This window comes from Mycobacterium sp. NGS67 (assembly GCF_059812185.1).
In genome coordinates, this window is the sequence record NZ_JCALCF010000020.1 from 108,498 (window position 1) to 119,652 (window position 11,155).

Genomic DNA, 11,155 nt, shown 5'->3' on the forward strand with positions numbered 1-11,155 from the left:
GCCAGCTGTTTTCATGCTGGTGTAGCCGGGTGGGTTGTGCATCCACTGCGGTCCGAGTGCGTAGTTCACGAGGGTGATTGACTCACCGCAGTTCTTGCAGACCATGGCGGGCATTTCAGCGTCCAATTACTCGAGTTGTCCGGCTGGTGGTGGTTGCGCGGCTGGCCAGTTGTTGGACGCGGGCGATTTCGGCTTTGGTGGCGGCGGTGCCGTACTCGGCCAGGTACACCACCAGGTTTTCCTGGCCGTAGCGCAGCTCTTCGGCTGTCAGCCCGTCCAGCGTCACCTTGCCGGTGCGGTCCATGCCGACCCGCACTGCGCGTTCGGCGATCCGCTTCTCCACGGCCTCGGCTAAGGCCTTGGCGGCGCGGGCTTCTGGTGTGTCTCCCTGCCCTTTACATAAGCCCCCGTGGCAGCACGGCAGTTTGTGGGCGGCAGGCGTTTGGCAGAAGTAGCATCCCTTCGGGCAGGGGTAGTTGTTGAGCGGTTTGCCCGTCAACGCCGCGACTCGCTGGCGGCGGATGATGTCGTCGACCACGAGTCACTCCCCAGCGGCGGTGTCGTTGGTGTCCAGCTCCATGTCGAGAGGGGCCGGTGCTGCCTGAGCCGGTGCCGCGGCCGGCGGATCGGCCTGGTCCAGTTCGTCGTTCCACATGTCGAAGTCCACGGCGCGGGCTGGGGTGGCGCTGGGCTGTGCGGGCGCATCGTCGGCGTCGCTGGTGTCGTCCAGGTCGAGGTCCAGGAAGCTGGTGCGGGCTGCTTTGAGGGCGGCCAGGGTGTCCTGGTCGATTTCCACGGCGGCCTGCTCACCGGCCTTGACGACCTTGGTTGCCGCGGCCCGGGCCGCGCTGATCGCCTCGTCGAGGCGCAGTTTCGCGTCCGCGCTTAACATCTGGCCCACGGACTTGGCTTTCTTCGCGGCCTCACGGACCGCTTTTACGTCCATGTTGGCCAGCCCGGTTTCCATGGTGGCCATCAGGTCGCGCAGCTCCCCGGAGATGGCGCGCACAGCTTCCACATCGTCCTGGGCGATCGTGCCGGCCACGACGCGCACGTTGATCCGGGTGGTGGCGGCGCCATTGTTGAACTGGGTGGCCAGCGCGCGAGCCTCCTGGATACGCGCCCGCAGGTCGCCCTGGCGGCTGTTGGGGCACAGCAGCCCGAAGTCCGATTGGGCGCACACCCCGGTCACGAGCGCGCGGACTTTGCCGCGGACCTTGACGGCGGCGGCGTGCTCGTCGGGGTCGATGACCACCCGGGTCGTTTCCCAGCGGGACCGCGCTTGCCCCTCGTCGTCGAGCTGCTCGGTTTCCAGGTCGACCCGGTGATATTTGACGCCGCCGGCGATGTTGGTGCGCAGGCTGACCAGCAGGCCGGGCCGCAGCGTGCGGGCTTCGATGGGTTCGGTGGTCGTTGTCATGGGCGTATCTCCCTGCGTTGCTGCGTTATTCAGTTGTCGATGTCGATTTGGCGGCGTGCCTTGGTGGCGGCGCGTTTGGCTGGTGCTGCGCTGCTGGCTGGCCGGGTGCGCGACGCCCACTCGGAGCGCAGGGCGGTGATCTTGCGTTCCTGGGTGGTGGCCATCGGCACGATCCGTTTCGCGGCCAGCACCAGGTCCTCGGTGGTGGGTTCGCGTTGCCCGTCGGCGAACGCGGCTTTCAGCGCGTCGGGGATCAGGCTGGCGACCTCGGCGCCGGTGAAGGTGTCGGTGGCTTCCGCTACCGTGTCCAGGTCGATCCCCAGGCTTTCGGCCGTGCGAGGCGTCCCGTCGGCGCGCGGGTATTTCGGCAGGGTCGCGGCGACGATCGCGGCGCGTTCCGGAGCGGTCGGCAGGTCCACCCAGAACGTCTCGTCGAAACGGCCCTTGCGCATCAGCTCCGGCGGCAGCGCGGTCACGTCGTTGGCGGTGGCCACCACGTAGGCCTCCCCGGAGCGTTCCTGCATCCACGTCAGGATCGCGCCCAAAGCGTCGGCGCTGACTCCGCCGTCTGCGGAGCCGGATGTGGCGCCCTGCATCGCTTTCTCGACCTCGTCGAGCCACACTTCGCAGCGGCCGATCGCGTCGATGGTGGCCAGCGCTTTGCGCAGGTTTCCTTCGCTGTCCCCGACGAACTTCGACTTCAGCGCGCCCAGATCCATGCGGATCAGCGGCATACCCAGCTCGCCCGGGATGGCTTTGGCCAGCTCCGATTTGCCGCACCCCGAAATGCCCATCAGGAACACACCTTTCGGTGTGGGCAGGCCGTAGGCGCGGGCCTCAGGGGAGTAGGCCATGGCTGAGGCCATCACGTGGGCTTTGAATTCGTCGAGGCCGCCGACGTTGGCCAGGCCGCCGGCGGGCGGGTCGATCCACTCCAGCAGGCCGTCGCGGGCGATGATGCGTTTCTTTTCCGCCGCGATCGTCGGCGGGTGCAGTTTGCGGTGCTGCACCAGCGATTTCGCGAACGTCGCTTGAGCTTCCTCACCCGACAGGCCGACGGCGGCGTCGATCGCGGCTTCGCGGGAGCTGTCGCGGATACGGTCCACCAGCTGCTGATAGTTCAGCGTGTTCTTCGAATTGGCCAGCATCCCCTGGACAGCCGACTCCACCGCGGCGTCGAGCAGCTCGGCGATCTCGGCGCGCTCCGGCAGGGGGAACTCGAGCACGGTGGTGTGGTTAGTCAGCTGAGGCGGCACGGCCACCGTGGGCGTCAGCACGATGATCGCCTGGGCGTCGTCGCGGTTCTTCGCGGGCAGCGCGTCGGGGCGGGCCAGGTTACGCAGGCGTCGCAGCGTGATCGCGCCGGCGCCGCCGCCCGTGTACCACTCGGGGTAGTCCCGCAGAATCCACACGTCGCGGCTGCCGGCGCGATCACGGATCGCGTCCAGGATCGCGTCCGGATCGCCGGGGCCGGCGATGTCGGGTTCGGGGGTGCCGTCCATCGCCTGGACGCCGGCGGCCATGTCCCAGGTGTGGGCGACGTATCCGGCGCGGCCGATCGCGTTGAACAGGTTCTGTTCGGCGCGGGATTCCTCGGCGGTCACCACCAGCAGCAGCGGGTTGCGGGCGCGCAGCAGGGCGGCGACGTCGGTTTCGAACGCCTGGACTTTGGTCGGTGGGGCGCTCATGCCCGGCCCCACAGCAGCCACCAGGCCACGCCGAGCGCGCCGACCATCACGGCTGTCAGGGTCATCCACGCCAGCAGCGGCCCCCACGGGGACGGCCCGTGCATGTCGTCAGTCACGGTCGTCGCCCTCTCTGAGTAGCGCTGGCCCCAGTGACGGCGAGCGCAGCAACGATCACAGCGCCTCCACGGTGATGTGCACGCCGGGTGGCTCGGTCGGCTCGGCGTAACGCTTGTGGGTGTCGCCCAGGCTGGTGACCAGCGCGTCGTCCACGATCAGGGTCCCGGTCAGCGCGTCGAGGACGCCGCGGGCAAGTTTGTCGACGTCCGGCGGCTGGACCATGGGCGGTGTCGGTGTGTCGGAGCGCAGGCCTTTCGGGCGTGGCATGACGAACACCAGCGTGGCGCGGACAGCGCCGGCGTGCAGCGCCGCACCGTGGCGGGCCTGATTCGCGGCCAGCCCGACCCGCCAGCGCCACTCGCGCAGCCCCTTCGAGCTTTCGACCAGCCGGCCGCCGCCCACATGGTCTTTCGAGCCTTGGGGCCTGGGCACGCCTGGCACGAAAAACTCTGCCAGGCCAGTCATTTGCCGCTCTCCCAGGCTTTGTTCAGCGCGGCGTCTCGCATGAATTGACAGGGGCTGACACCGGCGGACTTGGCGGCGATATCCAGCGCCCGCTTTTCCTCCGGCAGCAGCCGTACTGCCTGCATGACAGTCCGCTGCCGGATCTCCGACCCGTGCCGATTGCGTTTCTCCGCCGCCACCGAGGTCACCGCGTTTCCTGGGTGGACTTGGCGGGGTCGAATTCCGGGTGCTGACCAGCCATGTGTCGCTGAAGGTTGACGAAGCTGCGGTTGCAGCACGGGCAAACCCCGTTGGCCACCCGCTTTTTCAGCTTGGTGACCTGGCCGCGCATGGCCCGGTTCGACGCGTACGCACTCCGCAGGTCCTCGTCGCGGTTAGCCAGCTGCCGTTGTAGGCGCTCGGCGCGCTCGCGCTGTTTCTCGGCGTCCGTCTTGCCGATGTACCACTGCTCGTGTCCGTTGGGGCAGTAGAACTTTCGATCGTGGTTATCCAGCAGTTTCTGCCGGAGTGTTACCGGAAACGCGAATAGGACGCCGCAGGAGCAGCATTCCTCGGTGACCAACTGGACACCGACGTTCAGCGTGGTTCCTCGCATGATTGATCCTTCCTGTTCTGGGGCGGCTGTTACTCGAATCGTGTGTGCAGCACTCGGTTTCGTTCGGTGATCCACAGGACTTCGCCGATGCCGTTGCGCCCCCAGTGGTCGTCGGCCACCAGGGCGTCGTCCAGTTCGTCCAGCTCGCGTTCATGCGCGGCCCGGATAGCGTCGTCGCTCATATGGTCCCGAACCTTCCGAAGCTCGGCAGGTGAGGTTGTCCGTCAGCGCGCCCCCACAGGTGCAGGACGTTGTTTCGGATGCTGATGTGTTGCGACGGCGGGACAAAGCACTGGTAGGCGTGGCCGTCCTGGAACACGGCTGCGTGCATTTCCTTCAGGTCGTCATAGGACGGTAGGTCGTTGGGGTCGTAACGGGAGATGCTGGCGTGAATCCACGGCTGGTCCTCAAAAGGCCAGTAGCCGACCATGATTCGACGGCCATCCTTGCTGTCCAGCACCCAGCATTCCCCGCATTGGGTTGGTGGGAGCCACAATTTGCGGCCCAGTCGTCTGCGGATGCTGAGAGCGTCGACCAGCTGTAGGCACTGCCCGGGCGTCATCTCACGCATGTCGGGTTCGTTGCTCGTGATCACCAGGTCTCCATCGGGTTGGCGGCAACCAGGTCGGTGTCCTGGTATTCCGCGGGGTTGGGGTAGCGGGGCTCGCTGGGGTCGGGCGGCTGCTCGTCGTCGGGCCGGGACGCTGGGGCGCCGCCCAGTTCCGGTGGGCGTAGCCGGCGCTGATCGCGGTTCATGGCCGCAGCGACCCGGTACCAGCCCGATGCGCCCTCGTCGTCGGCGCGGGGGTTGGCTTCCACGGTCCAGCGGTTGGCCAGCGCCCACCAGTAGGCGCTCACCCGCTGCTCGGCGGTCCACTCCCGCGGATACGGGGCGATGTCTGGTCCCGCGATGATTTCGCCGGCGGGAAAGTCGGGCTCGTCGGTCACTGGCCACCTCCCACCGTCAGCTGGTGTTCGTGCAGCAACAAGTCCAGTGCGCGTCTGTCGTGGGGGCAGCGGACGTACAGCGAGTCGCGCCTGGGGTCGTCGGGGTCGGGTCCGGGGCGGAAGATCATGCCGCTGTCCGGGCAGGGGATGGGGCAGCGGTGGATGCCGCGCTCCCATTCGTCGCGCTGCCGCGGCCGCTGCCGCTCCATCTCGGCCTCGGCGGCCCCTTGCTCCTCGGCGTGCTTTCGCAAGCGCCCACAGGCTACGCAGTTTTCGTCGTGGTTCCACCCGCCAGGGTGTTTGCGACATGCAGCAGGCGGATCGTTTGCGGTTTTCGGTGAATCCCCGGTTGTCGGTGAGATTTTCATTTCTTGGGGGGGCGGCGCGTCAGCGCCGTTGCGCGCGTGCGCGTTACGGGACGTAACCCCCCCACCAGAAGTAACCAAAGAACTATGTGTCTCTGTCTCTGTCTCTGTCTCTGCTAGAGATTTGCTAAGCGACCCGCTAGCCATTCGCTTAGCGGGTCGCTTAGCGGGTCGCTTAGCTTTCGCTAAACCACCCAGTTGACCTGCGGCTTTAGCCCGCTCACGGCGCGCCTCAATCTCCGCCTTTGTGTCTTGATGCTCCGCGAAATCGCGTATAACCCAACCCGATTCGGACTCAATCAAGGACGGTTTCTCGGCGTCGTTGGTGCACAATTCGCCCAATACTTCTGGCGACCACTTAGCAAGTGCTAAGCGACGACCTAGCAACCCGTCAGTCTGCATTTTCCGGGACCACAATGTGGCCTCCACCAAGCACCGGAACGCCGCGTCGGACAGCGGTGCGATCTTCTCGTGTTCCGGAAAATCCAGCGTGAACTTCCCGTACAGGCGCTCATCCTTTCCCATCAGCCCGCCTGCCAATCGGTGCACGCGGGCCACCAGGCGGCCACGTCGCTGGTTTCACTGCCGGTGTTGCGGGGAAAGACGGTGCGGCCCCCTATGACGGTGGGGAGCATGCATTTTGGCCATCCATGGATCTCCCGGAATCGGCAGCTGCCGCAGCGCGGCCCGTCCGACTTGGAGCGCTTCGCTTCCTGGTAGTCCAGATCGCGCGGTGCGTCCGGATGCAGGTAAATGGGGTGGCCCAGCGGGTGGACCCCGGAACCGATACGGCGCGCCACCTTGCGGTGCTGCTGGGCTGTGCGTGACAGCTTCTCTTTGGGTTCCGGAACGGTGCGGGCGCTGTCCGGCACGTCGAAAAGCCCCGTGTCGTAGTCGAATCCCTGCGGATCGGTGGTGGTCATGGTTGGCTGTCGCGCGCGGACGGCGCCGGCATCACGAGTTCCTTGCTGACGAGGCCGATTTCGTCGCGGGTCAGTTGGTTGTTGGCAGTCACGTCGCGGCCCACTGTCTGCGACACGAACGCGAACCACTGGGTTCGGCCTTCGTCGGTGGGCTGGAATCCGGCCGCAGCGATCAACTGCGTGAGGTCTTGCAGCTGCTCTTTGGTGGCCGGTCGGTCGTCGCTTACCGGGTCCGGCTTCGGCGGTGAGGCCGCACTCGGGTCGTCGCCCATGTCCAGCGGCGGCGGTGGCTGGTCGTCGCCCGTGGGTTCCGGCTCGCTGGGGTCCTCGCTCGGCTCCGGTTCTGGTTCCCGGTAGAAGCGGTCACCAAGGGGCGGCTTGTCGTCGTCCGAGACCGGCTCGGGTTCCGGCTCAGGCGCGGCAGGGGGCTCGGGAGCAGCAGGCGGCGTGGTGTTCTCGTCCTGCTGGGACTCCCCGCCGGCGGCAGCGGCGGCCTGAGCCTTCGCCAACGCCGCCTCGACGCGGCTGGTGTAGCCCTTGGGTTTACCGTCATCCGGCGACTTCGCGGCCGGGGCATCCTTCGACGGCTGGCCGCCAGCGCTCTTGATCTTGCCCTTGAGCTTGCTCGCTGCGGGCGGCGCGTCAGCGTCTTCGTTGCAGGCGAGGCTGTCGACGGTCTCGGCGGCGATCGGCGGGAACACTTCGTCGCGGCCGATCTCCCCTGCGACGATCGACTTGCTCGTGATTTTCAGCTGTGCGACGTCGTCGGCGGTCCACTGTCCCCGCTTGCGGCCGACGTTCACCTCCAGCTGCTGCTGACTCACCCCGAGCCGATCGCGGAACCAATCGACCATCTTCTGGATTCGCTCGGTGAGCGGTTCACCCTCGCCGTTGGCCAGCGTGGCTCTGCACACTTCCTGAGCGCGTTCGGTAAACCATTTCGGGAGAACGGTTTCGATGCATTCGCGGACGGCGCGGGCACCGATGTTTTGGTTGTTCAGGTAGATGTCTTGCAGGTCTTCGAGCTGTCGTCGGGAGCCTTGGGCCATGCGGGCGTGCGGCACGATGAACGTTCGCGACGAGCGGGTGTTCTTCTGCATGTCCCAGCACGTCGCGAGCACCTCGGACTCGCCTTTGTTGTCGTCGCGCGACAGCTCTTTGACGCCGTAGTCGATGTTTCCCCAGATCCGGGCAAGCTCGCGCATCAGGTGCACTGACGGGCCGGTGCCGCGATTCTGGACGCGGTAGAACGCTTGCTCGGCGACGCTGAGCCGACCGCACACGTATTCCATCTCACGTTCGGCTTCGACCATGTCGCGCGGACAGTTCTGGGCGACGGTGACGGCGGCCTGTACGTCGGCGATCGCGCGGGACTGTTCGATTGTCGTCGCCTGACTCACAGGAGCGCGGTTTGCCTGTGCTGCGGGCTGGTATCGCTGGACTGCGGCAGTCATCGGTTGAGTTCCTCTTCTTGTCGGTAGGCGGCGTAAGACGGGAGTTCGATGGAGTGGATGTGGTCGCCGTAGCCTGGCCAGTTGTCCGTGGCGACGCATTTGGCGTAGAGGTCGATCGCGGCCCGGTTCCGGCGCGCCCCGAGGACGACGTGATGGGATCGAATCCTGTTGACCGAAACCAGATATGGCGCTGTCTTCGATTGGACGACAAACAGGAAGTCGGGGTCTTCGCTGACCTCGGTGGCGACCAGTCCCGCGCGGTACCAGGCGTCTTGCTGGTGGTAGCCGTATTCGCCGCAGGCCCGGGCGAAGTGCGCGGGGTCGGCGCTGACCGCCGTCTTGTAGTCGACGCCGATGATGCGACCGCCGGGTTCGCACAGCCGGTCGGGCCGGAACCGCAGCCGGACATCAGTTTCGGGGTCATGCCAGTAACCGGACAGCTCGGCTGCACCGGGAGCTTCGAACAGGGCACGGGCTGCGGGGTGGGCCATGACCTGATCGGCCATCGCGGTGGCGGCGCGGAACTCGTCGATGTGCACCGGCACCTGGTCGCGCTCGCGCGCTTCAGCTTCGGCTTGCTTCCATGTCGCGGTGGCGCGCGGATTATCGGCGATGTTGCCGTCTTTCTTCCGCCCGTGTTCAGCTGGGTCCAGAACAGCTATTTGAGAGCCTTCGCCGAGTACCAGCCTGTGTGCCAGATGCCCGAAGTCGTACTGCCGTTTCGGTATTGGGGGATTCTGCTGCTCGTAGCGGAATATCGCCGGCGCCGACGGCGGCAGGAGCGCCCGGGCGCCGGATGACGACAGGCTGTCGGGATCGGCGTGGTACGAGATGTCGTCGATGCCGCTGTAAATGCCGTCGGCGGTGGGGATTTCAAGGACCGTCATACTTCGGCCTGCCTGCGGTGATTGCGGATGTCGCCAACGACAGCGCGGGCGCGGTCCTCGTCGAGACCGATGACACCGATCAGCGTTCGGTAGAGAGTCGCATCGTTATCGACAGCGGCCACCGTTTGCAGCACGCCTCCCGCATGGCGGTGTGCGTCGTCAATGGTCCACTGGCCGAACGCTTCACCGTCGAGCAACAGCCGCAGGAAGCCGTGCAGACCACCGCTGCGGGACACGCCGGCGCCCACCGTGAACGGGCCGGGTTGGTCGACGGGTGGGAGGTCGGGGCGAATGTCCTGGACCAGGAACGCGACCGCAGTTTCGAGCGGCATCCCCAGCGTGGTGTGCAGCAGCTCCACGGTGGCGGCGTCGTGTTCGGCGCGCTCAGCCTCGGCGTAGACGGCCACTGCATGCTGTATGGCCTGGTCTCGGGTCAGAATCCAGGCCCGGTCGTCGCCGTGATGGAAACCCACCACGTAGGTTCCGTCCGGCGCGACGTCTGATTGGACCCACAAGACTTCCGGAGCGGTCATGCGCTGCGGCCTTTGGCGTGGTTGGCGAACGCCACGTCCAGCGCGGCTTCCACCAGCGCGTCGACCAGCTTGGCTAGGTGTTTGGTGTGATCGAAGCGGGTCATCGGCGCACCGCACAGGCATCCGACGCAGGTGCCGTCGGGGGCGTTGACGCGGGCGTGGCGGGTCAGCAGGGAAGCGATCGCGCGTTGACGGTGCGCGTTGCCGTGGCCGGCGTTCATCGCACGGGGCTCCGCGTGAAAAGGTCAATAACCTCACAGGGTTTGGTGGTCGGTGCGCGGCCGGAGTGATCCAGATGGGACACGGGAATGTTGACGTGCCGGTCGTGGCCCAGCTGTTTCGCCAGGGTGGCCGGGTGCATGGCCTTCGCGTCGTTGACGGCTCTGGTCAGCGCCATGGCCTCGGCGGTGTGCCGCTCAAACTCGGCGTAATCCTCCGGCCCCCAAATCTTGCGGAGCAGCCCGGGTTGACGGTTGCGCTTCATTAAAGTGACTCTCATTTGGGCGTTTGAGGACAACGGAACTTCAGCGGTTTGTCTAAATTGGTTGTGGTGCGCGTGATTTCGCAGGTGTGCGCGCTCCCACCTGGGTCAGCTGCTAGTCGGCGACCATCCGCATTTCTTCGGCCATCTCCCGCTGTCGGCGGATCTCGTAGTTGCCGGGCGCGATGCCCATGTAGCCGTGCTCCGGGTGGCCGAGATAGGCCGTGGAGCCCTCGGGAACCGACAGGAGTGCGACCTTCAAGTCGCGCGCGGATCCGGCGGTCACGTCGCAGAACACGGGGCCGTCGGCGGCGTAGATGGCGTGGGTGTTGCCGCCCGATTCACCGCGCACCACCGGAGTTCCTGCGTCCGAGACCCGGGTGGCGGCGAGGATGCCAACACGGGGTAGCACGATCACGTCGCCCTGACGCTGGACACCGCCGAGCACGGGGATGTCGACGTCAGCGATATCGGTTGCGGTGACCACAGCGACCCCGGTCGCCTCGATCATCTGAGTGGTTGTTGCCATTTCCTCATTCCTTTCACTGGGGTGAACTAGGTAGCGCGAGACAGTCCCGCGTACTCACGTTCGGTGAGGTCGAATGTCCACGCCGCCGCCGACACCGCCGTGCGGCAGTCAGTCGGCACGGTCAGCCCGAACGTATGCCGGCTGCCGTCGCGCTCCTGGGTGGCGTTGTGCGCCACCAATACCCGCACCGGCAAGTCCAGGACGCTGAGGGGAACGTCGTAGAGGCGCAGCAGCTGGCCGGGATTACCGGGGTCCGCGGCCTCGTCGGCCAGCTTCAGGCCGGCCGCCTGGACGTAGCGGTCCCAGCCCATCTTCTCGATCGCGCACCGCCGAATCTCGGTGTTGCGTTCGGCCATGATCCGCTCGACGTCCCAACCTTTTTCGATCAGATCGGGGGGGACTTTCGTGCCGTGCCAGTAGTGCAAACCCCAACCGTCAGCCCACGCGACCGCGGGCCCGTTCTCGCAATGCAATCGGTGCGCACCAGCTGCGGCTTCGACGTGCAGCACGGCGGGGGTGTCGCACACCATGACGAAGTCGCGGTTAGGCCACCAGTAACCGGCGGATTCCGCATCTTGGTACGCCTGCGACCGGTCCCACGTGTCGCCGTCGAGTTGGAGTTCGACGACGTCGCGGAAGTAGGCAATGAACGCAGGCCACCAGCACCACTGGCGGCCTCCGAACAGACTGTGCCAAAACGGTTTAATGGCCGCCGAGTCCACCGCCGAGTCCACCGCCGAGCGCACCGCC

At 66.4% G+C, this 11,155-nt stretch carries 18 protein-coding genes; all 18 read right to left on the reverse strand.

Translation table 11 applies throughout. The features are described 5' to 3' along the window. Positions 1-115: 115 nt before the first annotated feature. A complete protein-coding gene (locus tag AC5Y4D_RS18920; protein ID WP_500037896.1) occupies positions 116-538 on the reverse strand; it encodes a hypothetical protein in 423 nt (140 codons plus the stop codon). Positions 539-541: 3 nt separating this feature from the next. Next, positions 542-1,420, reverse strand: a complete 879-nt coding sequence (locus tag AC5Y4D_RS18925; RefSeq protein WP_500037897.1) for a hypothetical protein — start codon at positions 1,418-1,420, stop codon at positions 542-544. 29 nt (positions 1,421-1,449) lie between these two features. After that, the gene (locus AC5Y4D_RS18930) at positions 1,450-3,108 is read right to left on the reverse strand and encodes an AAA family ATPase (protein WP_500037898.1); all 1,659 of its coding nucleotides are present in this window, start codon (positions 3,106-3,108) and stop codon (positions 1,450-1,452) included. A 171-nt stretch (positions 3,109-3,279) separates the two neighbouring features. Next, a complete protein-coding gene (locus AC5Y4D_RS18935) occupies positions 3,280-3,657 on the reverse strand; it encodes a RusA family crossover junction endodeoxyribonuclease (protein ID WP_500037899.1) in 378 nt (125 codons plus the stop codon). Positions 3,658-3,686: 29 nt separating this feature from the next. Further along, positions 3,687-3,878: a plasmid mobilization protein gene (locus AC5Y4D_RS18940; protein ID WP_500037900.1), complete on the reverse strand. Its 192-nt coding sequence runs from the start codon at positions 3,876-3,878 to the stop codon at positions 3,687-3,689. Beyond that, the gene (locus tag AC5Y4D_RS18945; protein WP_500037901.1) at positions 3,875-4,285 is read right to left on the reverse strand and encodes a hypothetical protein; all 411 of its coding nucleotides are present in this window, start codon (positions 4,283-4,285) and stop codon (positions 3,875-3,877) included. Before AC5Y4D_RS18945 ends, AC5Y4D_RS18940 begins: the two co-directional genes overlap by 4 nt. A gap of 29 nt (positions 4,286-4,314) precedes the next feature. After that, positions 4,315-4,467, reverse strand: coding sequence for a hypothetical protein (locus AC5Y4D_RS18950; RefSeq protein ID WP_500037902.1), 153 nt, complete (start codon positions 4,465-4,467; stop codon positions 4,315-4,317). Continuing rightward, the gene (locus AC5Y4D_RS18955) at positions 4,464-4,880 is read right to left on the reverse strand and encodes a DUF7694 domain-containing protein (RefSeq protein ID WP_500037903.1); all 417 of its coding nucleotides are present in this window, start codon (positions 4,878-4,880) and stop codon (positions 4,464-4,466) included. The genes AC5Y4D_RS18950 and AC5Y4D_RS18955 overlap by 4 nt, the downstream gene beginning before the upstream one ends. Continuing rightward, positions 4,877-5,233, reverse strand: a complete 357-nt coding sequence (locus AC5Y4D_RS18960; RefSeq protein ID WP_500037904.1) for a hypothetical protein — start codon at positions 5,231-5,233, stop codon at positions 4,877-4,879. Before AC5Y4D_RS18960 ends, AC5Y4D_RS18955 begins: the two co-directional genes overlap by 4 nt. After that, positions 5,230-5,484 carry a hypothetical protein gene (locus tag AC5Y4D_RS18965; protein WP_500037905.1) on the reverse strand — a complete coding sequence of 85 codons (255 nt, stop codon included), beginning with the start codon at positions 5,482-5,484 and terminating at the stop codon, positions 5,230-5,232. Before AC5Y4D_RS18965 ends, AC5Y4D_RS18960 begins: the two co-directional genes overlap by 4 nt. Positions 5,485-6,122: 638 nt before the next feature. Continuing rightward, positions 6,123-6,521 carry a hypothetical protein gene (locus AC5Y4D_RS18970; protein ID WP_500037906.1) on the reverse strand — a complete coding sequence of 133 codons (399 nt, stop codon included), beginning with the start codon at positions 6,519-6,521 and terminating at the stop codon, positions 6,123-6,125. Continuing rightward, the gene (locus AC5Y4D_RS18975) at positions 6,518-7,975 is read right to left on the reverse strand and encodes a hypothetical protein (protein ID WP_500037907.1); all 1,458 of its coding nucleotides are present in this window, start codon (positions 7,973-7,975) and stop codon (positions 6,518-6,520) included. Before AC5Y4D_RS18975 ends, AC5Y4D_RS18970 begins: the two co-directional genes overlap by 4 nt. Then, positions 7,972-8,862: a PD-(D/E)XK nuclease-like domain-containing protein gene (locus tag AC5Y4D_RS18980; protein WP_500037908.1), complete on the reverse strand. Its 891-nt coding sequence runs from the start codon at positions 8,860-8,862 to the stop codon at positions 7,972-7,974. The genes AC5Y4D_RS18975 and AC5Y4D_RS18980 overlap by 4 nt, the downstream gene beginning before the upstream one ends. Then, positions 8,859-9,395, reverse strand: coding sequence for a hypothetical protein (locus tag AC5Y4D_RS18985; RefSeq protein WP_500037909.1), 537 nt, complete (start codon positions 9,393-9,395; stop codon positions 8,859-8,861). The genes AC5Y4D_RS18980 and AC5Y4D_RS18985 overlap by 4 nt, the downstream gene beginning before the upstream one ends. Then, on the reverse strand, positions 9,392-9,616 hold the full coding sequence (locus tag AC5Y4D_RS18990) for a hypothetical protein (protein WP_500037910.1): 225 nt from the start codon (positions 9,614-9,616) through the stop codon (positions 9,392-9,394). Before AC5Y4D_RS18990 ends, AC5Y4D_RS18985 begins: the two co-directional genes overlap by 4 nt. After that, positions 9,613-9,879 carry a hypothetical protein gene (locus AC5Y4D_RS18995; RefSeq protein ID WP_500037911.1) on the reverse strand — a complete coding sequence of 89 codons (267 nt, stop codon included), beginning with the start codon at positions 9,877-9,879 and terminating at the stop codon, positions 9,613-9,615. Before AC5Y4D_RS18995 ends, AC5Y4D_RS18990 begins: the two co-directional genes overlap by 4 nt. 112 nt (positions 9,880-9,991) lie before the next feature. Beyond that, on the reverse strand, positions 9,992-10,405 hold the full coding sequence (locus AC5Y4D_RS19000; RefSeq protein WP_500037912.1) for a DUF8820 family protein: 414 nt from the start codon (positions 10,403-10,405) through the stop codon (positions 9,992-9,994). A gap of 26 nt (positions 10,406-10,431) precedes the next feature. Beyond that, a partial coding sequence (locus tag AC5Y4D_RS19005; RefSeq protein ID WP_500037913.1) for a DUF6745 domain-containing protein occupies positions 10,432-11,155 on the reverse strand: 724 nt, incomplete at its 5' end.